General features: G+C 70.9%; 23 protein-coding genes and 2 pseudogenes. 16 read left to right on the top strand and 9 right to left on the bottom strand.

The window, feature by feature from the left end; genetic code table 11:
* Positions 1-81: 81 nt before the first annotated feature.
* On the bottom strand, positions 82-1,146 hold the full coding sequence (locus ACIP2X_RS10615; RefSeq protein WP_401670220.1) for a hypothetical protein: 1,065 nt from the start codon (positions 1,144-1,146) through the stop codon (positions 82-84).
* Between the two features lie 202 nt (positions 1,147-1,348).
* Here ACIP2X_RS10615 and ACIP2X_RS10610 point away from each other — a divergent pair.
* Positions 1,349-1,975, top strand: a pseudogene (locus tag ACIP2X_RS10610) (aldo/keto reductase); the annotation flags it as partial.
* Positions 1,976-2,105: 130 nt separating this feature from the next.
* Positions 2,106-2,417, top strand: a complete 312-nt coding sequence (locus ACIP2X_RS10605) for an aldo/keto reductase (protein WP_401672281.1) — start codon at positions 2,106-2,108, stop codon at positions 2,415-2,417.
* A gap of 38 nt (positions 2,418-2,455) precedes the next feature.
* Here the strand turns inward: ACIP2X_RS10605 and ACIP2X_RS10600 are convergent, their stop codons facing one another.
* Both ACIP2X_RS10600 and ACIP2X_RS10595 read right to left on the bottom strand, forming a co-directional pair.
* Positions 2,456-3,418: a LysR family transcriptional regulator gene (locus ACIP2X_RS10600; RefSeq protein ID WP_401670218.1), complete on the bottom strand. Its 963-nt coding sequence runs from the start codon at positions 3,416-3,418 to the stop codon at positions 2,456-2,458.
* A gap of 111 nt (positions 3,419-3,529) precedes the next feature.
* Positions 3,530-3,898, bottom strand: coding sequence for a hypothetical protein (locus tag ACIP2X_RS10595; protein ID WP_401670215.1), 369 nt, complete (start codon positions 3,896-3,898; stop codon positions 3,530-3,532).
* Positions 3,899-4,098: 200 nt separating this feature from the next.
* Here ACIP2X_RS10595 and ACIP2X_RS10590 point away from each other — a divergent pair, with 200 nt between their 5' ends.
* Together ACIP2X_RS10590 and ACIP2X_RS10585 are read left to right on the top strand one after the other, a co-directional pair.
* Positions 4,099-4,674 carry a TetR/AcrR family transcriptional regulator gene (locus ACIP2X_RS10590; protein ID WP_401670213.1) on the top strand — a complete coding sequence of 192 codons (576 nt, stop codon included), beginning with the start codon at positions 4,099-4,101 and terminating at the stop codon, positions 4,672-4,674.
* Between the two features lie 144 nt (positions 4,675-4,818).
* Complete coding sequence (locus tag ACIP2X_RS10585) at positions 4,819-5,613, top strand: SDR family NAD(P)-dependent oxidoreductase (protein WP_401670211.1); 795 nt, start codon at positions 4,819-4,821, stop codon at positions 5,611-5,613.
* A gap of 27 nt (positions 5,614-5,640) precedes the next feature.
* Here the strand turns inward: ACIP2X_RS10585 and ACIP2X_RS10580 are convergent, their stop codons facing one another.
* Positions 5,641-6,582, bottom strand: coding sequence for an AraC family transcriptional regulator (locus ACIP2X_RS10580; protein ID WP_401670209.1), 942 nt, complete (start codon positions 6,580-6,582; stop codon positions 5,641-5,643).
* A 130-nt stretch (positions 6,583-6,712) separates the two neighbouring features.
* Here ACIP2X_RS10580 and ACIP2X_RS10575 point away from each other — a divergent pair, with 130 nt between their 5' ends.
* Positions 6,713-7,039, top strand: a complete 327-nt coding sequence (locus tag ACIP2X_RS10575) for a nuclear transport factor 2 family protein (protein WP_401670207.1) — start codon at positions 6,713-6,715, stop codon at positions 7,037-7,039.
* A gap of 122 nt (positions 7,040-7,161) precedes the next feature.
* On the opposite strand, the pseudogene ACIP2X_RS10570 reads toward ACIP2X_RS10575, so the two are convergent.
* Together ACIP2X_RS10570 and ACIP2X_RS10565 are read right to left on the bottom strand one after the other, a co-directional pair.
* Positions 7,162-7,359, bottom strand: a pseudogene (locus ACIP2X_RS10570) (transcriptional regulator); the annotation flags it as partial.
* Positions 7,262-7,549: an NAD-dependent epimerase/dehydratase family protein gene (locus tag ACIP2X_RS10565; protein ID WP_401670204.1), complete on the bottom strand. Its 288-nt coding sequence runs from the start codon at positions 7,547-7,549 to the stop codon at positions 7,262-7,264. The pseudogene ACIP2X_RS10570 and the gene ACIP2X_RS10565, both read right to left, overlap by 98 nt.
* Before the next feature lie 233 nt (positions 7,550-7,782).
* On the opposite strand from ACIP2X_RS10565, the gene ACIP2X_RS10560 reads away from it, so the two are divergent.
* Both ACIP2X_RS10560 and ACIP2X_RS10555 read left to right on the top strand, forming a co-directional pair.
* Positions 7,783-8,115 carry a hypothetical protein gene (locus ACIP2X_RS10560; protein ID WP_401670202.1) on the top strand — a complete coding sequence of 111 codons (333 nt, stop codon included), beginning with the start codon at positions 7,783-7,785 and terminating at the stop codon, positions 8,113-8,115.
* Positions 8,116-8,540: 425 nt separating this feature from the next.
* Positions 8,541-9,425 carry an MBL fold metallo-hydrolase gene (locus ACIP2X_RS10555; protein WP_401670200.1) on the top strand — a complete coding sequence of 295 codons (885 nt, stop codon included), beginning with the start codon at positions 8,541-8,543 and terminating at the stop codon, positions 9,423-9,425.
* A 65-nt stretch (positions 9,426-9,490) separates the two neighbouring features.
* Here the strand turns inward: ACIP2X_RS10555 and ACIP2X_RS10550 are convergent, their stop codons facing one another.
* A complete protein-coding gene (locus ACIP2X_RS10550; RefSeq protein WP_401670197.1) occupies positions 9,491-10,150 on the bottom strand; it encodes an HD domain-containing protein in 660 nt (219 codons plus the stop codon).
* Between the two features lie 251 nt (positions 10,151-10,401).
* Here ACIP2X_RS10550 and ACIP2X_RS10545 point away from each other — a divergent pair, with 251 nt between their 5' ends.
* The 4 genes from ACIP2X_RS10545 (at position 10,402) to ACIP2X_RS10530 (ending at position 13,569) form a co-directional block, all read left to right on the top strand.
* Positions 10,402-10,824: a hypothetical protein gene (locus tag ACIP2X_RS10545; protein ID WP_401670192.1), complete on the top strand. Its 423-nt coding sequence runs from the start codon at positions 10,402-10,404 to the stop codon at positions 10,822-10,824.
* Between the two features lie 109 nt (positions 10,825-10,933).
* Entirely contained in the window at positions 10,934-11,596 is a 663-nt protein-coding gene (locus ACIP2X_RS10540; RefSeq protein WP_401670190.1) for a class I SAM-dependent methyltransferase, read from the top strand.
* A 273-nt stretch (positions 11,597-11,869) separates the two neighbouring features.
* Positions 11,870-12,916, top strand: a complete 1,047-nt coding sequence (locus tag ACIP2X_RS10535; RefSeq protein ID WP_401670187.1) for an SGNH/GDSL hydrolase family protein — start codon at positions 11,870-11,872, stop codon at positions 12,914-12,916.
* 272 nt (positions 12,917-13,188) lie between these two features.
* Positions 13,189-13,569 carry a VOC family protein gene (locus ACIP2X_RS10530; protein ID WP_401670185.1) on the top strand — a complete coding sequence of 127 codons (381 nt, stop codon included), beginning with the start codon at positions 13,189-13,191 and terminating at the stop codon, positions 13,567-13,569.
* Positions 13,570-13,824: 255 nt separating this feature from the next.
* Here ACIP2X_RS10530 and ACIP2X_RS10525 read toward each other — a convergent pair whose 3' ends face one another.
* Positions 13,825-14,676 carry a maleylpyruvate isomerase family mycothiol-dependent enzyme gene (locus ACIP2X_RS10525; protein WP_401670182.1) on the bottom strand — a complete coding sequence of 284 codons (852 nt, stop codon included), beginning with the start codon at positions 14,674-14,676 and terminating at the stop codon, positions 13,825-13,827.
* Between the two features lie 648 nt (positions 14,677-15,324).
* Positions 15,325-15,798 (bottom strand): hypothetical protein, encoded by a 474-nt coding sequence (locus ACIP2X_RS10520; RefSeq protein ID WP_401670179.1) that lies wholly within the window; start codon positions 15,796-15,798, stop codon positions 15,325-15,327.
* Positions 15,799-16,189: 391 nt separating this feature from the next.
* On the opposite strand from ACIP2X_RS10520, the gene ACIP2X_RS10515 reads away from it, so the two are divergent.
* The 5 genes from ACIP2X_RS10515 to ACIP2X_RS10495 all read left to right on the top strand — a co-directional run bounded on the left by ACIP2X_RS10515 (position 16,190) and on the right by ACIP2X_RS10495 (position 22,114).
* The gene (locus ACIP2X_RS10515) at positions 16,190-17,197 is read left to right on the top strand and encodes a LacI family DNA-binding transcriptional regulator (protein ID WP_401670176.1); all 1,008 of its coding nucleotides are present in this window, start codon (positions 16,190-16,192) and stop codon (positions 17,195-17,197) included.
* Between the two features lie 200 nt (positions 17,198-17,397).
* The gene (locus tag ACIP2X_RS10510) at positions 17,398-18,492 is read left to right on the top strand and encodes an ABC transporter substrate-binding protein (RefSeq protein ID WP_401670173.1); all 1,095 of its coding nucleotides are present in this window, start codon (positions 17,398-17,400) and stop codon (positions 18,490-18,492) included.
* Between the two features lie 61 nt (positions 18,493-18,553).
* Positions 18,554-20,128 (top strand): sugar ABC transporter ATP-binding protein, encoded by a 1,575-nt coding sequence (locus ACIP2X_RS10505; RefSeq protein WP_401670170.1) that lies wholly within the window; start codon positions 18,554-18,556, stop codon positions 20,126-20,128.
* Positions 20,121-21,083 carry an ABC transporter permease gene (locus ACIP2X_RS10500; protein WP_401670167.1) on the top strand — a complete coding sequence of 321 codons (963 nt, stop codon included), beginning with the start codon at positions 20,121-20,123 and terminating at the stop codon, positions 21,081-21,083. The genes ACIP2X_RS10505 and ACIP2X_RS10500 overlap by 8 nt, the downstream gene beginning before the upstream one ends.
* The gene (locus ACIP2X_RS10495; RefSeq protein ID WP_401670165.1) at positions 21,080-22,114 is read left to right on the top strand and encodes an ABC transporter permease; all 1,035 of its coding nucleotides are present in this window, start codon (positions 21,080-21,082) and stop codon (positions 22,112-22,114) included. Before ACIP2X_RS10500 ends, ACIP2X_RS10495 begins: the two co-directional genes overlap by 4 nt.
* The last annotated feature ends 98 nt before the right edge of the window (positions 22,115-22,212 follow it).

Below are 22,212 nucleotides of genomic sequence, written 5' to 3'. Positions count from 1 at the left end.
GGCGGACCGGAGGGGTTCAGGGCCGTGCACGGAGCGGCCCGGCAGTCCGCCGGAAGTGGGGCGTGGCCGTGGCGGCGACCGTCATTCCAGCAGCAGGAGCATGCGTGCGACGGCTTCGTCGGCCTCTGCTGCGCTGCGGCGACCCAGCCCGCAAGCCGTCGCGATGTCGACGCGACGGCCGGTGGCCGCCTCCACCAGGGCGCGTACCGCCAGTTGGTCGTCCCGGCCCTGCTTCTCGTGAGCGATGCCCGCGACGAGCTCGACGGAGGCCGGAATCCTCAGGCGGCGCAGCGGGGCGTGGAAATCGGGGTCGGTGGACGGCGGTTGCTCGCCACCGCACAGCGGCAGGTGGAGGTACTCCAGTGTGCGCCCGCTCGGCCACCGTCGAGCCAGCACGTTGGCCAGTCGGACCAGCGGATCGGCGTTCCTCATCCGCACCCGGGCCTTGTGGCCCATGTCCCCGAGGCACAGGTGCAGGCCCAGCCTCGTGCCGTGCGGAGCGCGGGTGACCTGCTGGAGCGTGAGCCGGCCCATCAGTTCGGCCACGGCCCGACGCAGCGGCGTGGGGGCCGAACTCACGGCGATCAGCGCGGCGGGCGTCTCCAGTTGCAGCACCACCCTGTCGCCGCCCACCGCGACGATCCGTTCGATCTGCGCGGCGACCGCCTTCAGGAAGACGGAGACATGGCGCAGCGCCCCGGCCGGGCCGAGGATGAAGAGCGCCAGGTCGAGAGGGCTGGGCACCCCGATCTGCAAGGGACGCTCCGCGGTCGCCGGTGTGCCGGCCGCGTCGAGCACGGCGAGCTCCTCCTGTGCCCATGCGGCCAGACGCAACGGGATGTCCTCGGGCCTCAGTTCGTACCCCCGGCGGACCGCCAGCCGGTCGACGTCGTCGTAGTCGGTCCAGTCGCCCTCGCGCACGGCCCGGATCTTCGGATCGTTCTTGAGTTCCTTGACCAGCGGCACGAACCAGGACAGCCGTGGCCCCGTCTCCCCACCGCTCAACCTGCGCACACGGTCACCGAGTTGGCTCACCTGCCAGGAGAAGGCCTCGGCCGCGGTGCCGAACTGCGGCATGGTCCCGACGAAGTGCAACCGTCGGCGGGGCTCGGCGTCCGGCCTCACGTACTCACCCTTTGCGATCATCCGTGTCGTTGAAGCCGCAATCATGTTCCGTCGAGGGGGTGGAGGCAAGGCATCGCCTTGTATCTGAAGGGAATTCTCGGTGTCCTCCGTGAAGATGGCCCGCATTTGTCTCTCGAATAGCTGCCATGAAGGTTCGTTGTTGGACTGCCCCTCATCGGCCTCCCTAACGTGAAGAACACGTCCGATCGCGGAAGGAAAAGACATGAAGTACCGACAGCTGGGAAATTCCGGGCTCCGCGTGTCCGAACTCGTGCTCGGCACTCTGAACGTCGGACACCACGAACAGTTCGCCCCCTTGGGCGGCCTCGACCAGCAGGTCACGCGCCGCCTCATCGACATCGCGCTGGACGCCGGCGTCAACATGGTCGACACCGCCGATCTGTATTCCCACGGCGACGCCGAGGAGATCGTCGGGGCGGCACTGAAGGGCCGCAGGGACGACGTGCTCATCGCGACCAAGGGCCGTTTCCCCACCGGTGACGGCCCCAATGACGCGGGGTCCTCGCGTTTCCACCTCACCCGGGCGGTGGAGGCGTCCCTGCGGCGCCTGGGAACGGATCACATCGATCTGTTCTACCTGCACCAGTGGGACGGTGAGACGCCGGTCGAGGAGACCCTGCAGACCCTGGACCAGATGATCCGGGACGGAAAGATCCGGTACACCGGCATCTCCAACTTCTCCGGATGGCAGGTCACCAAGACCGCGGCCGTCGCCCGCGAGCACCACTACATCCAGCCCGTCGCCCAGCAGGTGTACTACACCCCCGAGGCGCGCGAGGCCGAGTACGAGATCCTGCCGGCCGCGGCCGACGCGGGCCTCGGCACGCTGATCTGGAGCCCCCTCGGGCAGAGCCTGCTGACCGGCAAGGTCCGGCGACGGCCGGCCGGTCCCAGGCACCACGCGTCAGGGCACCGACTGGCCGGAGCCCCACGTCACCGACCGCGAACGGGCCTACGACATCATCGAGGTCCTCGTCGCGATCGCCGAGGACAGGCAGGTGTCCGTCGCACAGGTCGTGCTGTCGTGGCTGCTGGCGAGGCCCGGCATCACCGGTGCCGTGTTCGGCGCGCGCACGGAGGAGCAACTGCACGACGACCTGGCCGCCGTCGACCTCGTCCTCACGGCGGACGAGACCGCTCGGATCGGCGAGGCGACCCAGCCCGCCGCGCAGTACCCGTTCTGGCACCGCGCGAACCTGGCGACCGACCGGCCCGACCCCGGGGAAGCCCCTTACCTGCCCGGCTACGCCGCCAAGGTCGCCCAGGGCTGACCCTCCGGCTCCTGTCGCCCCCGGGCGAGGCGGCCGGGTCAGCGGACGGCGACGGTCCGCTCGTCCTCCGGGTACCGGTCGCCGCCGATGTCGACGCGGAGGCCGCTCACCAGGTCGGCGGTGACGAGCATGTCGGCGAAGAGCTCTGCGGTGCGTCCGGCGTCGGCGCGCTTCACCAGCTGGACCGTCCATGTGAGGTCCGCGTCGGGGACGGCGCGTCGGACCAGCCCTCGGGCCTCCGGCTTCGCGGCGTACGAGGCCGGAACCAGACCCGCTCCGAGCCCGCGCCGGATCAAACTCAGCAGCATGTGCACGTCATCCGCCGTGAATGCGGTGGTGCGCGAGAGCCGCCGTCTGCGGAACGCCTCGTCGACGATGCGCCGGGCGGTCCAGTTCTCACCCAGGTCCACGAAGTCGTGCCCCTCCAGCGCGGGCCAGGAGATCTCGGCGTCCGCGAGCGGATGCTCAGGGCTTACCAGCAGCTCGAAGCGGTCCGAGGCGAGCTCCAGGGTGGTGACGTCGTGCCCCTCGGTCGGCGGCGGGAACTGCGCGAGCCCGGCGATCAGCCCGAGGTCGAGCTCGCCCCGGCGCAGGCTTTCGATAAGCAGCCGGGAGGGGCGCTGCTCGAACCGGATGCCGCATGCCGGATGACGGGTCCTGAACGCGGCCACGACATCGGGCAGGTCGATCAGGTCACCGAGGCATTGTTCGGCGCCCAGGCTCACGCTTCCCCGGGCGGCGTCCCCGGCGCGATCGAGTTCCCGCAGGGCGGCCTGGGAATCGGCGAGGATGCGCCGGGCGCGCGGCAGGAAGGCGTGACCGGCCGGGGTGAGGCCCACCGAGCGGGGTGTCCTCTCGAAGAGCCGGTGCCGCAGCTCCCGCTCCAGGCTTCGGATGGATGCGGAGAGCCCGGACTGCGTCACGTGGGTCCGTTCGGCGGCCCGCGTGAAGTTCAGTTCCTCGGCCACCGCGACGAAGAACTCGATCTGCCGGATGTCCATGGGCCAGCCGTTCCGTCGGCGTCTCTCGGGACGAGCCCCGTGCTCTCCGACAGCCTTCTCCATCCGGTGCCCTCACGACAAGCGCACAAGCCCCGGGCCGCGCGTGGGGGCTCAGTGCGCCGGCTGGACCCGGTAGCTGACCGCCCCGAAGCCGAACTCACCGGTGTGCAGGCTTCCGAGCCGGTAGAAGATGTCGCCGTTGCTCCCCGGCAGTCCGGCCCGGCAGTCGGGCTGGTAGAACACGTCGATGTCGTGCGCGGAGACGTTCACGCCGGACCGGACCGCTTGCGTCAGGTTGTGGCAGGTCCCCACGTCCCCGAGGTCCACCGGGATCTCCGTGCCCGTCAGGCGTGGACCGGTGTGAAGGGCGGCGGAGGGGCTGCCGAGGGCCGCGGCCGAGGGGGATCCGGCCGACAGGGCCAGAAGCGCGGCGGCGAGCGAGGCGACGGCGGAAGCGGTTCTCGTACGGCGCGTGATCACGTGACGTCCCTTCGTGAGTGGGTGTCCGGGCGGCGATGCCTGGCCGACGGCGATCGATCAGCCGTGAAGATGGTTACACCTTCAACAAGGTGCCGGAAGTGGAGAACTCGCCACCACTTCGGCCGGTACGCGTCTGCGGCCGCGGTGAGCCGCAGCACATATTTGAGTGAACATTCCAGAATCAGGTTATGGTGGCTCGCATGGCACGTAATCGGGAGTTCGACGTCGACGCGGCGGTCGAGCGGGCGATGGACCTGTTCTGGCGTCGCGGCTATGCCGCGACGTCGCTGCAGGACCTGCTCGGGGAGATGTCGATCGGGAGCGGAAGCCTGTACGCGGCGTTCGGTTCCAAGGAGAAGCTCTACGCCCATGCGCTGGAGCGTTACTGCTCCCTGTACACGCAAGGCTTCACCGAGCGGCTGGAGGGGGACGCCGACGTCCGGACCGTCGTGCGCGGCGTCCTGCTCGACATGGTCGAGGCCGATCTCGCCGCCCCGGAGCGGGGATGCCTCGTGGTCAACGCCGCCACGGAGCGCGGCGACGACCCGGCCACGACCGGCCGGGTGGGGGCCGCGCTGCGGCTCGTGGAATCGGCGCTCGCCGGCGCGCTGGAGCGCGCGAAGGCCCGCGGCGAGTTGGCGTCGGACAAGGATCCGGCGGAGCTCGCCCGCTTCCTGACCACCTTCGTCCAGGGTCTGCGCGTGGTGGGCAAGGCCCGCCTGGGCCGGCCCTTCGTCGAGGACGCCGTGTCGACCGCCCTGCGCGCCTTGGACTGATCGACCCGAGCGGTCGGGTCGGCTCGGTCGGCTCGGTCGGCCGGGCCGAGGGTCGGGTCACCGGTTCGGTGGCGCCCCGGTGGTGTCCGTCCTGGGCTGTGCCTACCTTTATTGTGTATCAACCAATCCAGAAAAAGGTCATCCATGGAGCTCCACCTCAAGGACAAGGTCGCCGTCGTCACCGGAGCCGGCAAGGGCATCGGGCTGGCGACCGTCGAGGCGCTGGGGCGCGAGGGCGTCCGCGTGGTCGCCGGCAGCCGAAGCGCCACCCCCGAACTCACCGCCCTCAGCGACAAGTACGACGTCACCTTCGTGCCCGTCGACCTCGCGACGCCGGACGGGGCGGACGCCCTCGTGCGGCATGCCGTCGACGCGCACGGCAGGCTGGACATCCTCGTCAACAACCTCGGAGCGACCGACTCCCGGAGCGGCTTCCTGGAGGTGGACGACAGCGAGTGGCGGCGCGTCTTCGACGTCACCTTCTTCAGCGCCGTACGGGCCAGCCGAGCGGCCCTGCCCCACCTGCTGGAAGCGGGGGACGCCGCCATCGTGAACATCAGCTCCATCAACGCCCGGCTGCCCTACCCCATGGTGGTGGACTACTCCGCGGCGAAGGCGGCACTGACGAACCTGACCAAGGCGCTGTCCGAGGAGTTCGCACCGCGCGGTGTACGCGTCAACGCCGTCGCCCCCGGGCCGGTCCGCACCCCCTTCTGGACCGCGCCGGGCGGCCTCGCCGAGGTGATGGCGGCCTCCGCGGGTACCACTCCGCAGGAGGCCATCGACGTGGTGGCACCCCGGACCATGGGCATCTCGACCGGCCGCGTCACCGAGCCGCAGGAAGTGGCCGACCTGGTCCTCTTCCTCGCGTCACCGGTCGCGGGCAACGTCACCGGCACGGAGTTCCTCATCGACGGGGGCCAGGCCAAGACCATCTGAGCCGCCCGGAACGCCACGAGTGGGGTCTCAGGCGGGCGGCGCGGTGGCCCGACGGCCGGTGTCCCGCCGCCGGTAGGCGCCGGGGCTCACGCCGAACTCCCGCTTGAAGGCGCGGTTGAAGGCGAACTCCGAGTGGTATCCGACCCTCTCGGCGACGGCCTGGAGCGGCGCGTCGTCGTCGCGCAGGATCCGGCCGGCGGTCGTCATCCGCCACCAGGTCAGGTACGCCATCGGCGGCCGCCCGACGAGCTCGGTGAAGCGGCGGGCGAACGCGGACCGGGACACACCTGCCCGACGGCTCAGCCCCTCGACCGTCCAGGCGGCCGCGGGCTCGGCGTGCATGTCCTGCAGCGCCGACCCGATCGTCGGGTCGGCGAGCGCCGCGGCCCAGCCTCCCGTCTCCCGCGGGGCGTGGTCCTGGTACCAGGCGCGCAGGATGTACAGCAGCATCGTGTCGAGCAGCGCGGGAATCGCCGCGTCGGTCCCGGGTCTGCGCCGGTCGAGCTCGTCCCCGAGCAGGTCGACGACCGAGTTGAGCGCCCCACCGCTTCCCACCCGCCGGGGCAGGTGCAGGAACGCGGGGAGCTCGGCGAGCAACGGGTGCGCACCCGCCCGGTCGAGCTGGTACGAGCCGCACATCAGGAGGGTGAGGTCGCCGGCGGCACCCGCCGTGTCGGGCGGCTTCACCCACGTGTCGTCCATGTCGGGTGCGACGTCGACGAGGTCCCTGCCGGGCGAGTCGGCGAGAGCCATCTCTTGGCCGTGCGGCACCAGCACGACGTCTCCGGCCCCCAGCGGCACCGGCTCCCGCCCCTCGGACAGGAGCCAGCACCTGCCCTGCAGGACGACATGGAAGCCGACCTCACGGCCGGCCGGGAAACGCAGCCCCCACGGCGCCGAGCGGCGGGTGCGCGCGGCGTGCGGCCTGCCGGTACGGATGACGGAGACCGCGTCACTGACGACGTCCATGCGCCGATCGTACCGACCACACCGGATGGATGGACGGACGGACAAAAAATGGGCTCTCTCGGTCATGGATCATCCACAACGATCTTCATAGGGTCATGAGAGCAATGCCCACCCGACGAGGAGAGCCATCATGACGGCCACCGCCCCCCGGATCATCCGGCGCTACTTCGAACTCGCTCCCGCACCGGACACCGAGGCCTACTTCGCCCTGTTCGCCGACGACGCGCTCGTCGAGGACGAAGGCAAGGAGTACGCCGGCATCGACGCCATCCGGGCCTGGCGCACCGAGGTCCCCCTCGTCCGGTACACGATCACCGACCTCGAACCGGCCGGCACCGGCGTGGTCGTGACCTGCACGGTCGAGGGGGACTTCCCGGGAAGCCCCGTCACAGGCCTGAAGTTCCACTTCGAGGAGTTCGACGAGGACCACGTGAAGACCCTGCGCATCCGCCCCTGAGCCGGACCCCGCCTCATACGGCTGCTTTCGGTCGGGCCGGGACGCTGCGGCTGGCCCTCGCCGAGGAGGCGCAGGCGTTCCCGGCTGGGCGAGCCCGGGTCGGCGTAGTGGACGACGATCAGCTGGCGGGCCTGGGGACGCAACATCTTCTCGTAGCGCAGTTCCAGCTCGCCGACGACGGGGTGCCGGAGCCGGGTGAGACCCCTGTCGCGGCGGCGCACCTCACGGCGGGCCCACAGCATGCCGAACCGTTCGCTGGCCAGGGTGAGTTCGCCGATGGTCTCCAGCAGCTCGGGATCGGCGTCGTCGACGCCGAACATCGCGCGCAGCCCGGAGACGGCCGACGGTTTCCGGGTTCGGTGCCCCGGCTTCGGTGAGCATCCGGACGACGTCGGGCCGGCGCGCCGACGAGCGGAGGGTGGTCGTGACGGCGTGCCCCTCTGTCAGGAGTCGCGCGATCGTGTGGGAGCCGAGGAAGCCGGTTCCACCGGTGACGAGTACATGTGCCATGGCCACAGCTGACCGCATCGTGGTGCCCTGTTCCAGATCTCGCGGATACCAGTACGCGCAGGGACAGCCTCGCCCGACGGTGTTCCCGGCATGCGCGCTACCAGATCAGGCACCAGTAGGCGCCCGCATGGCCGGTTCCCACCGAGGTGAGGCCCGGGGGGAGCAGCGCCGGGTCCGGCCGGCCCACGGCTGAGAGCGAGCAGGCGGGATCGCCGACGACCCCGGCGTCAGCCATGCGCTGGGCAGCGGCGGTCGCCGCCGCGCTCGTGTACCACCGCGTCGCCGACGGTGCCGGCGTGGGCGGCGTTGGGGAGGGGGTGAGGGTCGACGGGGGCGGGGTGAGTGTGGGGGAGGGGGTGACGGTTGTCGGCGGACGCGTGGGGGTGGGGGAGGGCGTGAGGGTCGTCGGCGGGCGCGTGGGTGCGGGTGAGGTGGGCCTCGGGACCGTCGTCGACGGCTTCGGCGGCGGGGGCCGTGTGGGGGTCGGCTCCAGTGGCGGCGACGGGACGGCCGTCGTCCGCCGAGGCGTGGGCGGGGGCCGGTCGCTCGGCGTCGCCGGCGGGTGAGGTCGGGTCGTCGTCGGCGTGGACCGCGGGGCGCTCGTCGACGTCGACGGCGCCGCGGTGGGCGTCGTGGGTGTGGGCGTCCCGGACGGTAACGGGGGCGGCGTGGGCACGGAGACGTCACCCGAGGCCGTCGGTCTCGGGCGGGGCGTGCCGTCGTCCTGCGCCACCAGCGCCCACACGCCGGCGCCGCCGAGGAAGAGCACAGCGGCACCGCCTGCGATCCACGGGGCCCGCCGGGGCGGACGTCGGTGCCGGTTCATACGTCTCACTGTCCGAAGGTCGCGGCGATGCCGCCACTCGGGTGACCGATTGCGCCGGTCAGCGACCGGTGGCCGGGTCGGCGACGCCCTGATGTGATGACGGCAGGCCGACGGACCCGTACGACTGCCCGGCGCGGGGCTGCGGGCCCGTGCAAAGGGAGGGACATGCGCACCGGAGCCCTGAACCGGCAGTCCGCCGTCCGCGCCCTCGCCCTGGGCGGCGTACGGCTGACGTATGTCGTGGACGGGGCGATGGCAATGCTGCCCTCTGCCTTCTTCCCGGGCTTCCCCGAGGACTACTGGGACGCTCATCCGGAGGTCCTCGACGCGCGGGGCCGCGTGGCCATGTCGGCGGGCGGTCTGCTGATCGAGCGGGACGGCAGGCGGCTGCTGATCGACGCCGGTCTGGGGCCGGTGCGCGGGCCGGTCAGGGTCTGCGGCGACCAGGTGGGGCTCGTCGACTCCGGGGCGCTTCCGGCGACGCTCGCCGGGCTCGGGCATGCGCCTCAGGACGTCGAGGCGGTCGCCTTCACCCATCTGCACGCGGACCACACCGGCTGGGCGTTCGCGCCGGAGAAGGTCTTCCCGAGGGCCCGGTACCTCGTCGCCGCTGCGGAGTGGGCCCCGCACGCCCGTGGTGCGACGGTCCCCGGAGCCCCGTCCGCGGAGGTACTCGCCCTCGTGGGCGCGGCCCACACCCCGGTCGAGGACGGCGAGGAGATCTTCCCGGGGGTACGCGCGCTGGTGACCCCAGGACATTCGCCGGGCCACACCTCGTACGTGGTGTCCGCGGGAAGTGAGCGGGTGATCGTGTTCGGGGACGTGTTCCACACCCCGGCGCAGGTGGCGCACCCGGAGTGGTCCTCGCGACCCGACACGGACCGGCGTGGCGTGATCGCGGCACGCGCGCGCCTCGCCGGGGAGCTCGCGCGAGCGCGCACCGTCGGTTTCGCCTTCCACTTCGGTGACCAGGCGTTCGGCCGCCTGACCGGCACCGACTGGGTGCCGGTCCCGGCCGCGATCCTGGCTCCCGCTCCGCGGACGCTGTGAGCCCGGGGCCGGGCCGCGCCGGCTTCAGTGATCGCCGGCGGGCGGGTCCAGGTCCTGGTCGTGGTTCAGGGCAGGTCCTGATTCAGGTCCAACGGGTTGTCCGCCATCCTGGCCTGGAGCCCTGATCGGACGGCCCCCGCTGCCGAACTGTCGGTCTTGCGCCGCGCCTGGTCCTGGAAGCACGTCAGGAATTCCGTCGCGAGACCGAGTCGGGGGTGGCGTCCGAGGACCTCGGCCCTGAACTCCGGGGCGAAATCGTCCGCGTCCCTGCCGACGATCTCCAGGGCCGTCGCGCGGCAGAGCACGTGTCCTTCGGGATCCAGGGAGACGTCGACGTCGGGCCACATGTGGCGGACGATGACCTCGGCCAGCCGTTCGCGGCGCTCCGCCGGCCACCCCGCGCCGGCGCCGAACACCCGCGCCACGTGGCCGCCGGCCACCTCGAACGACAGGGTGTGGTTGTCGAACTCCGACACCAGCCCCATGTCGTGCAAGAGGGCGGCCACGTAGAGGAGCTCGGAGTCGACATCGATGCCCTGTGCCGCGGCGCGGGCGGCCGCCCACAGGTAGGCCCGGACGGAATGGTTCAGGAGGGCGGGGGACTGGTAGGCGGACGCCAGCTCCAGCGCGGCGGCCGAGGCCGCGGTGTCCGGGACCTTCAGGTCGTCGAGGGAGATGCCGGCCGTCGCCGGGTGCGGGCCGGGGGTCGGGGCATTGTCAGGCATGGCGTGGTTCCTTCAGCTGATCGAGACGCGGGGCCGTGGGCGGACGTCCGGTCGGTCCCGGGCCGAGCCGAACCACCGCATGGCCGCGCTCGGACGCGCCGGCCGGCGGCGGTGGTCACATGCCGACCGTATCCCCGCGGTGGCCCGTCCGCCTGGGCCACCGAGCGAGGTAGATCTTGGGCCATTGAGCAACCTCCGACCGCTGCGCGCGCCCGATGCAGTCCCTCGCGGAGCGGAGGAGCCGGCATGCGATGATCGCCTTCCGGCGAGCGACCTCGCACGGCGGGACCTGGGGGACGAGCATGGGCTACGACGAGACATCGGCGGTGAGCCGGGAGCGCACACGTACCGAACGTCTGACCGAAGGGCTGACCGTCGCCTTGGCGTCGGTCCTCTCGCTGGGCCTGCTGGCCGGACCGGCGTTCGTCCTCGGTACGACCGCCTGGCATCTGATCACCGAGCCCGGCGCCACCGCCTTCGGCCGGTTCGCGGCGCCGCTGGTCTTGCTCCTCCTGGTGGCGCTGCCACTCGTCCTGTCCCGCATGATGTTCCGCTCGGGCCGACGCAAGGGCAGGGAACCGCTGACGGCGGCGGTTCCGGCGGCGCTCACACTGCTCGGCGCGACCGTCGTGTCGTTCGCGGCGGTGTGCCTGATCGCCCTCTCCGCGGACTGACCTGCGGCTCACATCTTCCCCCTACAGTCGTTCCGCCTCAGTCGTTCCGCCTCGTGCGGAAGCCGTCATTCCTCCGCTCGCCGCGGCGTCAGGAACTACCGTCGCGACCATGGTCGAACACGATGCCCTCCGAGCCACCCGCGACGCCTACGATGCCGTCGCCCCCACCTATGCGCGGCTGTTCCGCGACGTACTGCGCGACAGCCCTCTGGACCGGGCGATGCTGGGAGTCTTCGCGGAGGCCGTCCGTGCGCGTGGGGACCGCCGGGTCGCGGACCTCGGGTGTGGGCCCGGCCATGTCACCGCCCATCTGGACGGGCTGGAGCTTGAGGCGTTCGGTGTGGACGCCTCTCCCGCGATGATCGAGCTGGCCCGACAGACCTACCCGCGGCTGCGGTTCGAGGTGGGCTCGATGGCGGCGCTCGACCTCGCCGACGGGGCGCTGGACGGCGTACTCTCGCGCTGGTCCATCATCCACACGCCGCCCGAGGAACTCCCGGCCGTTTTCGCCGAGTTCGAGCGCGTGCTGGCACCTGGTGGCCATCTCCTCCTCGGCTTCTGGGCGGGCGACGATCCGTCCCGTCCGACGCGGGTCTCCGATCACGCGGTCGCGCCGGCGTACCGGTGGTGGCCCGATCGTCTCGCCGCGATGCTGCGCGCGACCGGGCTGGCGGAGGTGGCTCGGACGGTGCGCGCGCCCCAGCCCACGGACCGACGGCAGTTCCAGGAGATCCACCTGCTCGCCCGCAAGGCCCATCCGGACTCCGACTGACCGCGCGGTCCGACGCCATCAGCCGTCTGCAGCACGCCTCTTCACTGTCAGCGGGCGGCTACCCGCGCACTCACCGTGGCGTCGGACCTCTGCACAATGCGCTCGGGTGGTTTACCAGGCGCACCCGTCCGTCGATCACATGCCCTCACCTAACTTCGTTTCGTAGTCAAATGACTGCACTGAGTGAACGGAGACTGCGGAATGCGTTCGACGTCTACGGGCCGACCGGCACCCCTTGCCTCGGCGACCCTGCCCGCCCGCCATCGAGGGGCCATGCGGCACCCCGTCTCCCGCCTGCGAGCAAGGGCACTGGCCGTGGGGCTCACGCTGGCGGTGTCCGCACTCGCGCCCTCGGGCTCCGCTGGTGCGGCCGATCAGTATCAGTGGGCCGCGCTGGGCGACTCGTACACCGCAGGCGTGTTCGTCGGGGACCCGCAGCCCCCGCTCGGCAGTGCGTCGCGGGACGGCTGTGACCGCACCAGTGACGCCTACCCCGGCGTGGTCGAGCGGGAGCTCGACGAGTTCCCGCCGGGCAAGCCCGTCCAACTGACCAACGTCAGCTGCGGCAACGCCACCATCGCCGACATCGCCGACACCAGGCAGACGCCGATCAGCCCGGTCCAGCCGCCTGCCGGCGGCTGGCCCGCGGTCGACCCGCAGATCGGGCGAGCGGACCTCAACGACCGGACCGACGTCGTCACCATCGGCGTCGGCGGCAACAGCCTTCCCTTCGGCGGCATGCTGCTCAAGTGCCTCGAACTGGGCGCGACGCCGGGCAAGACCTGCCGCGAGTACTACACCAACCCGCCCGAGGGGGAGGAGAGCATCGAGGACAAGCTCTCCAGGGTCCAGGACGAGTACATCGCCATGCTGGCCAAGGTGCACGAGGCCGCGCCCGACGCCAAGGTGATCACCGTCGGCTATCCGGCCGTCCTGCCGGAGGAGGGCAGTGCCTGCAACCGCCTCGCCCTGACCGAGCTGGGCTCGATCAAGCACGCCGACGTCGACTGGCTCCGTGAGGAGGTCCTCCAGCCGCTGAACAGCACGATCCAGCGCGTCACGTCGTTCTTCGGCGACCGCTACGTCGACGTCTACTCCTCCAGCGTGGGCCACGACGCCTGCCAGTCCGCGGACACCAAGTGGGTCGAGGGAATCTGCGGCGACGCCGCGGACTACTGGCCCGCCAGGCTCCCCGGCACCCTGCTGAACTGCGCTCCCATCAACAAGCGTGTCACCCTTGTCCACCCCAACGCCGAAGGCCACGCCAACACCGCCGCGCACGTCGAACGAGCCATCCGCATCGCCCTCCTGGAACGCTGACCAGCAGGCCGAACCCGCACCCGAGCCACGGCACCTGGCCGACCAGCACAGGTGCCGTGGCTACAGCGGGAGAGCCCGGGCCCGGGCTTGTGCCGTCGCGGATCTCCCAGCGAATCCTGGGTCCGACAGGTCGGCGCGACGCAACGTGCTCAGCAGAGCACCGATCCTGGCCTACTGTGACGTTCGGTCAACTCAAGAGCCGTAAAACGATTCGCCATCGCGCGGCCCGCCCGGCACCCTGGAAGTCCTCACACGGAGAGCAGGTCCCGTCCATGGCATGTCGTATCAGTGAACTCGTGCTCGGTTGCCGCGACCCCGAGGCGCTGGCGCGGTTCTGGTGCGAGGTCCTGGATTTCGTGGTGCTCGACCGCGAGGACGACGGAAGCCTGGAGATCGGCCCGCGCGAAGGCTTCGGCGGTCCGCAGCCGACGATCATCCTCAGCCGCAGGGACGAGCCGGAGCCCGGGAAGTCCCGGCTGCACATCGACGTCAACGCCACCGACCGCGATCAGGACGCCGAACTCGAACGCCTCCTGAAGCTCGGTGCGCGCCGCGCCGACATCGGCCAGACCGGGCAGGAGCAGTGGCACGTCCTTGCCGATCCCGAAGGCAACGAGTTCTGCCTCCTCAAGTCCCGCCTGGCTCCCCTCTGATCTCCCTCTCGACGGGCGGCGCCAGGTCATCCCCGCGAGCGATCGCGTAGTCGTTCGGCTACGGCGTGCTCGTTCCGCCAGATGATGTGTCGGCGGATCATGCTGCGCAGATGCGGCGCTCTCGGGCAGGATCCTTGTGCCGTCCTCCCCGCTACCGGCCCGGGTGGGGCTGGAGTTGAGCGGACCGAGTGCGTACCCGAGGACGGCTACTGAAGGCGGCACACCTGGGCCGTGGACCTCGACGCACAGCGTCCGTCAGTAGACGATGGACACGATCTGGCAGGCGGCTTCGGCGATCTCGCGCTCTCCGCTGATGCGGGCACGGGCAAGGGCAGTGCCGGGATCGATGCCGCGGGTGCAGAGTCGCCAGGCGGTTTCTGAGTCCAGCCGCACTGTTGCGGCCGGCCGGCCGCTGGGTGCTTCGGCCAGTGACCAGCGGTCCCCAGTGGCGGTCACGGCCCAGGTGCCGACGGCCGGCTCATCGACGACCACCTGGAGTTGTGTCCCGGCGGGTGCGGGCGTGTGACGCAGCGTGTGGGGCAAGGCCCGCATAAAGGTGTCCAGGACCGCGGAGAGAGCGTCGGGCCCCAGGTCGGTGTGCTGGCCGGTGGCGTGCCGGATCTGCTGGCGGTGGGTCCAGTACTCGGTGAACTCCCGGGCGGTGTCCAGCCATTTGGGCGCTGGATCGGCTCCTGCCCAGGACACCCCCAGGCCCATTGCGCCGAGGTCGGTGCCCTGGAATTGACGGGCGACCTGGGTCCCGGCCAACTCCAGGGCCTCGATGAGCTCTGCGGGACTGTGATCGGCGTGGAGTTCGATCCATTCCTGGTTGACCCGGTGGATGAACGCTTCCAGGGTCTCCCCAGCCGCCTTGGTGCGCCGGTGGCTCTCCGTGCTCCAGCCGAGACGGCCGTGGTAGTCGCCGAGGATGTGGGCGGCCAGGTCGTGGACGGTCCAGCCCGGGACCGCAGCCCTGCTCCATTCATCGCGCCGCAGGCCGCGTAGTACGTCGAGGAGCGAAGCCAGCTCCGCCCCGAACATCGGGCGCACGTCGATCGGCTTGCCCAGCCAGGAGGGGCTGGTTACGTCGTCGGGCTGGAGGCTCATAGCCAAAGCCTGCCAGCGAGAGGCTCGATCTTCCATCGCATACCCCCTCACCTCACGGGGGCATGTCGGTCAGTCACCAAGGGCAGACCGGTGCCGGCCAGACAGCCGTCCACGTGCAGGATTGCTGCGGTACTTCTTGGCATCGGGGGACTGGTGCGTTGGTTCGTGGTCCGACGGCTGCCCGCGCTCCGCATATGGCGCTACCGGGAGCCCGCGAGCTCTCCGTCGTCTTGGATCCGGAGAAGGTCCGGCTGTCGGCTCATGTGCCGGGCCATGAGATGGAGCACGACCTGCTCGTCCTCGGTGGACCGAAGAGTAACGAGGTCGCCCGACGGCTCCTCGAAGCTGTGGCGGAATCGCTGCCCTTCCGGCTCGGCGGGGGAGACATCACCTGGGGCGGTACCGCGTACCGAGGAGAAGTCACAGACGGCGAGATCACACGAGACTGCGGCTATGTCGTCAGGGCCCCCAACCCGCCCAACCCGGACAAGCGCGTCGTTCTCATCGGAGGCTGGTCCACCTACGGCACAGTGGCCGCGGCCCGTTGGTCGGCGGAAGAGGGCACCGACCGCTCGCTGGCCGCCGATATCGCCGTACTCGTGGAGGCGTTCAGTCCTACGCGACGGCCACGTGTCCACGCCTCACGTCCTACGCCGAGCAGAGCTGGACCTGTGAACTGGGGCATCGCTCGTTTGCCGACGGGCCCTGGCCCGGTGGCCGCACCCACGGAGCAAAGCGCTGGCCAGGTGCCGCGTCCTCGCGCCAATACCGCAGGACCGTCTCCTCGACGATCTCGAGTCGCTCGGCGGCGATGACGCACGAGACGTGCTCCGGCCCGCCGGCGTCCGCGTCGAAGGCCACCACGACGGGTGGTTCCACGCCCAGTTGACGAGTGACCGTGAGCAACTCGTCAGGTGACGGGGGACGGAACGTCGGATCTTGAAAGCTCGACGGGCAGCTCACGAAGGCCGGATCGGTGAAGACCAGTTCCAGCCCGTGGTGATAGGTCAGATCATGGCCGGCAGCGAGCCGGAACTCCCCGGCGTTCCAGGCGATCACATCCCAGTCCCACCAGGAGCCCTCAGGAAGCCGGATTCCGGCATGCCGTCTTTCGACGTCCACCTTCAGCTCCTCACCGGTCCGAACCGATCGCCAGGCTACAAGCACCTTGAGGCAGTCGGCCGGACCCGGGTGGCGAAGCCTAAGATCTCTCGTCGTCGGCGCCCAGCGACAGGGGCGAGCAGGCCTGATCGTCACGGCGGGGCGGCGCCGGGAAGGGCCTGACCAGCCCGGCCTCCCGCCGTCGAGCGGCACCTGCCGTCGCGTCCGCCCTCGTCGCACCCGTCAACCCCCGCGCCTCCTTCCGTAAGGTGCCGACCGGTGCCTTGTCAGCGCCCCGATCGCGGATATATAACGTTGTAAAGATCACCCACAGGGACTCGGCGCACGGCTCACGGTGACGACACGGCACCCGCACCGACCACCCGAGTCGGGCCACTTCGAAGGGAATGCCGTGCGGGTCAGCCTCAAGGACGTCGCCGCGCACGCTGGGGTCTCCATCAAGACCGTCTCCAACGTGGTGAACAACTACCAGCACGTCACACCGGCCATGCGCGAACGCGTCCAGCGATCCATCGACGCTCTCGGCTACCAGCCCAACCTGACCGCCCGGCACCTGCGCAAGGGCCGCACGGGCATCATCGCGCTCGCCCTGCCCGAACTGGGCAACCCGTACTTCGCCGAACTGACCGCCGCCGTCATCAACGCCGCCGCCGCGCACGACTACATCGTGCTGCTGGACCACACCGGCGGCCGCCGCGAGCAGGAGGTCCTGGTCAGTCAGGGCTTCCGGGCCCGCGTCATCGACGGACTCATCCTCAGCCCCATCGAGCTGGAGACCGACGACCTGCGCGACCGTACGGAGCAGGTGCCGCTGGTGCTGCTCGGCGAGCGGGAGTACGACCTGCCCTACGACCACATCGCCATCGACAACGTGGCGGCCGCCCGTGCCGCCGTCCGGCACCTGGTCGGACTCGGCCGCCGCGAGGTGGCCTTCATCGGCGCCCGGCGCGGCCGCAGCGAGCCGGCCCAACTGCGCGTGCGCGGCTGGCGCGAGGAGCTGACCGCGGCCGGACTCCCCGCCGACGACGGGCTGGTGGCCGAGACGGTCGGCTGGGGGCACGCGGACGGCGCCGCCGCCATGACCCGCATCCTGGACAGCGGACGCCGCCCCGACGCGGTGTTCGCCTACAACGACCCGATGGCCATCGGCGCCATGCGGGCGCTGCACGAGCGAGGGCTGCGGATTCCCGAGGACATCGCCGTCGTCGGCTTCGACGACGTGGTCGAGGGGCGTTTCGGCGCGGTCACCCTCACCTCCGTGTCACCCGACAAGGAGGCCATCGGCAGACTCGCCGTCGAGTCGGTGCTCGCCCGGCTCAACGGCGCGGCTCCCGAACCCCGGCGGATCTGGGCCGACTACAGCCTGGTGGAGCGGGAGAGCACCCTGGGGCGCCGGTAACACGGCAGCCCCAGGGGCGGGTTCCGCGTCCTCGCTGTGCAAGTACCCCCGTGCAGAGGGGGTTTACAGCATCCTTCCAACGATGTAAAAACCTCCTTGCGGCGGACCTGCCAAGACTTTCCGCCGGAGGGGGAGCAGTGTTCGCGCACTGTGCCGCACCCCCTTGTTCCCTTTTCAGCGTCGCCCGGATCGGGGTCACCATGCAGCGCACAACTCACCGTCCTCGCCTCCTTGCCCGACCCACGGTCGTGGCCCTGGCCGCCGCGGTGGCCCTGACCGCCACCGCCTGCGCCAAGTCGGAGGACGACGCGTCGAAGGACACCACGTCCCCGCCGGCCGCCGGCGCCGAGCAGAAGGTCGCCACGCCCAAGCCGGGCGGCAAGACCTGCACCGTCGACGCCTACGGCGGCGAGAAGCTGGACCTGAAGGACGCGACGGTCGGCTTCTCCCAGTCGGAGAAGGAGGCCAACCCGTTCCGCATCGCCGAGACCCAGTCCATCAAGGACGAGGCCGAGAAGCGGGGCGTCAAGTTGCTGACGGCCAACGCCCAGTCGCAGTTCTCCAAGCAGATCAGCGACGTCCAGGACCTCCTCGCCAAGGGTGCCGACCTGCTGGTCATCGCCCCGCTCAACTCCGACGGCTGGGACCCGGTGCTGCAGGCCGCGGCCGCCAAGAAGGTCCCGATCGTCACGATCGACCGCAAGATCAACGCCACCGCCTGCAAGGACTACGTCTCCTTCATCGCCTCGGACTTCGTCGAGCAGGGCCGGCGCGCCGCCGACCAGATGATCGAGGCCACCGGCGGCAAGGGCGAGGTCGCGATCCTGCTCGGCTCGGCCGGCAACAACGTCACCACCGAGCGCACCAAGGGCTTCAAGGACCAGATCGCCGCGAAGGCCCCCGGCCTGAAGGTGGTGTTCGAGCAGACCGGCGACTTCGCCCGGGAGAAGGGCCAGCAGGTCACCGAGCAGCTCATCCAGTCCAAGCCCGGCATCAAGGGCATCTACGCGGAGAACGACGAGATGGGCCTGGGCGCGGTGGCCGCGCTGAAGGGCGCCGGGAAGAAGCCCGGCGACGTCGAGATCGTCACGGTGGACGGCACCCGCAACGCCGTCCAGGGCATCGTCGACGGCTGGATCAGCGGCGTCATCGAGTCCAACCCGCGCTTCGGCCCGCTGGCGTTCCAGACCCTGGACACCTTCACCAAGGGCGAGGAAGTCGCCCAGGACATCGTCATCGAGGACGGCGCCTACACCGGCGACAACGCCAAGGCGGACATCGGCAAGGCCTACTGATCCCTCGTGGGGCCCGGACGCGCCGTCCGGGCCCCCACCGTCCTCCCTCGAACACTTCCTCATGGAGGCACAGGTGGCGGCACCACCCGCCGAAGTCCTCGCCGTCCGCGGCCTGAGCAAGACCTTCCCCGGCGTCCGGGCCCTGGACGACGTGGACCTCACCCTGCACGCGGGCGAGGTCCACGCCCTCATCGGCGAGAACGGCGCCGGCAAGTCGACCCTCATCAAGCTCCTGACCGGCGTGTACCGGCCCGACGCTGGCGAGATCACCTTCCAGGGCCGCCAGGTCGCCTTCGCCACCCCCCTGGAGGCACAGAAGGCGGGCATCTCGACGATTTACCAAGAGGTCAACCTGATCCCGCTGCTCAGCGTGGCCCGCAACCTCTTCCTGGGCCGGGAGCCGCGCACCCGCCTCGGCGTCCTGGACATCGCCCGCATGAACCGCGAGGCCGAGGAGGCCTTGCGCGCCTACGGAGTCCGGGTGGACGTCCGGCGGCCGCTGCGCACCCTCGGCGTCGGCGCCCAGCAGATGGTGGCGCTGGCCCGCGCCGTGGCCACCGACGCGCGGATCGTCGTCATGGACGAGCCGACCTCCTCCCTCGAACCGCGCGAGGTGGAGACACTGTTCTCGGTGATCCGGCGCCTGCGCGACGCGGGCATCGCGGTCGTCTACGTCAGCCACCGCCTCGACGAGCTCTACGCCGTGTGCAGCACTGTCACCGTGCTGCGCGACGGACGCCGCGTCCACCACGGGCGGCTGGCCGACCTCGACCGGCTCACCCTGGTGTCCACCATGCTCGGCCGGGACCTGGGCGAGGTCCGCAAGGAGGGCCTGACGAAGTTCACCGGCGACCACGGCGCGACCGGCGGTCAACCGGTGCTGGAGGCACAGGAACTGACGGTGCCGCACCAGCTGCACCGTGTCTCCCTGAGCATCCGGCCCGGCGAGGTCGTCGGACTGGGCGGCCTGCTCGGCTCCGGCCGGACCGAGACGGCGAAGGCCGTCTCCGGTGCGCTGCCGGTGCGTTCGGGCCGGGTGACCGTGGCCGGCGTGCCGCTGCGCGGCGGTTCGACACCGGCCGCCATCCGGGCCGGGGTCAGCCTGCTGCCCGAGGACCGCAAGAGCGAGGGCATCGTCCCCGGCCTGTCGGTCCGCGAGAACATCGCGCTCGCCGTCCTGCCCCGCCTGTCCCGCTTCGGCCTGGTCTCCGAGTCCCGTGTCGACGGCATCGTGGACACCTTCATGAAGCGGCTGCGCATCAAGGCGTCCTCGCCGCAGCAGAAGGTCGGCGAACTGTCCGGCGGCAACCAGCAGAAGGTGCTCCTCGCCCGCTGGCTGGCGATGAACCCCAAGGTGCTGCTCCTGGACGAGCCCACCCGCGGCATCGACGTCGGCGCCAAGGCCGAGGTGCAAAAGCTCGTCGACGAACTCGCCGCCGACGGCCTGGGCGTCCTGCTCATCTCCTCCGACCTGGAGGAACTGATCGAAGGGTCCGACCGCGTGGTCGTACTGAAGGATGGTGCCGTCGTCGGAGAGCTGACCGGCGACGACGTCACCGAGGACAAGCTGATGCGGACCATCGCCGGGGACGCCCCCGCGCCGCACCTGACGGAGGAGGCGGCGACCGATGGCTGAAGCCGCGCTGCGCGCCGCCCCCTTGGACAAGGCCCGCGCCCTGCAGTGGCTGCAGACCTACGGCGTCTACGCCGGAGTCGCGGTCCTGCTCGTCGTCAACGTCGTCATCACCCCGCACTTCCTGTCCGCGGAGAACTTCCGCACCCAGGCCGTGCAGGTCGCGCCGGTGATCATCGTCGCCCTCGGCATGGCCCTGGTCATCGGCACCGAGGGCGTGGACCTGTCGGTGGGCGCCGTGATGGCGCTGGCTGCCTCCGTCACCGCCCTCTACCTCGGGTACGGCCTGCTGCCCGCCCTGCTGGTGGTGGCGGTGTTCGCGGCCGCCGTCGGACTCGCCAACGGCGCACTGGTCGCGTTCGTCGGGGTGCAGCCGATCGTCGCGACCCTGGCCCTCATGGTCGGCGGCCGCGGCCTGGCCCTGGTCCTGCTGCCGCAACTGGAGGACCTGCGCAATCCCGCGCTGGCCTCCCTCGGCTCGGGCGACCTCCTCGGCATCCCGTACCTGATCCTGATCGCCGCCGGACTGGCGCTGCTGCTGGCCTTCGTGGTCCGCCGCACCACCTTCGGCCGCCAACTGCTGGCGATCGGCGACAGCCGCCCCGCCGCACAGCTCGCCGGGCTGCCCGTGCGCCGCGTGCTGATCATCGTGTACGTCGTCTGCGCCCTGCTCGCCGCCGTCGCCGGCGTCCTCGCGACCGCCCGCCTCCAGGCGAGCGACCCGACCTCCCTCGGCAACCTGATGGAACTCTCCGCCATCACCGCGGTCGTCGTCGGCGGCACCCCGCTGACCGGCGGCCGGGTCAACATCGCCGGCACCGTCGCGGGAGCCGTCCTGATCCAGCTGCTGACGGCCACCCTCATCAAGCACGATCTGCCGCCCTCCTGGACCCAGATCGCCCAGGCCGTAGTGATCGTCGCCGCCGTGTACGCGGCTCGGGGACGGGGGAAGCGATGAGCGCCACGAGGACGGACGCACCCGTGACCACCGCGAGCAAGCAGCCGTCGCCGGAGACCGAGCCGGTCGGCTCCGCCCGCTCCGAGCGGCTGAGCGCCGTGATCCAGCAGCACGGCGCGCTGGCCGTGCTGGTGCTGGTCTGCCTGGTGGCGTCGTTCAGCTTCGACTCCTTCGCCACCGGCGACAACATCGGCAACATGGCGACCAGTTCGGCGTTCCTGGCGATCGTCGCCCTGGGCATGACCTTCGTGATCATCACCGGCGGCATCGACCTGTCGGTCGGGTCCCTGTTCGCGCTCGGCGGGGTCCTCGCCGCCTGGGGCTCACGCCACGGCACCCTGGTGGCGCTGCTGCTGCCGCTGGTGGTGTGCGGACTGATCGGCGTGGTCAACGGGCTGCTCGTGGCGCGCTCCCGGCTGGCCCCGTTCATCGTCACGCTGGCCGCCATGCTCGGCGCGCGCGGTCTGATGCTGGCCATCACCGACGAGGGAGCGGACACCTTCCTGATCGGCAAGGGCTCGTTCCTCGCCGAACTCGGCCAGGGCAGCACCTTCGGCATCGGAAACCCGGTGTGGATCACGCTGGGCCTGTTCGCCGCCGGAGCCGTGGTGCTGCGCCGCACCCGCTTCGGACAGCACGTCTACGCGGTCGGCGGCAACGAGGACGCCGCCGCCCTGATGGGTGCTCCCGTCGCCCGGACCAAGATCCTGGTCTACACCCTGTCCGGAGTGCTGGCCGGGCTCGCCGGAGCGCTCAACGCCGCCTGGCTCGCCTCCGGCGTGACGATCCTCGGCAACGGCATGGAACTGGAGGCCATCTCCGCCGTCGTCATCGGCGGCACCCTGCTCACCGGCGGTCTCGGCTACGTCAGCGGCTCGCTGGTCGGTGTCCTGCTGCTCAAGGTCATCCAGAACGTCATCAACCAGATCGGCTCCCTCGACTCCTCGTACCAGCAGGTCGTCAGCGGAGCCTTCCTGGCCGTGGTCGTCGTCGCCCAGACCTGGCTGGGCCGCCGACGGCAACTGATGTGAGCCCCGGACGTGGCAGCCGTGACGCGCGATCCGGCTGCCGCGTCCGGACCCCGGCGGCCGGTACCCCTGTCCCGGCCGCCTTTCGCACACGCACGTCT

The sequence above is a fragment of the Streptomyces sp. NPDC089424 genome, from assembly GCF_044749345.1.
GTDB lineage: Bacteria > Actinomycetota > Actinomycetes > Streptomycetales > Streptomycetaceae > Streptomyces.
The sequence above is the reverse complement of the archived record's forward strand: the minus strand, read 5'-3'. Positions and strand labels throughout refer to the sequence as shown.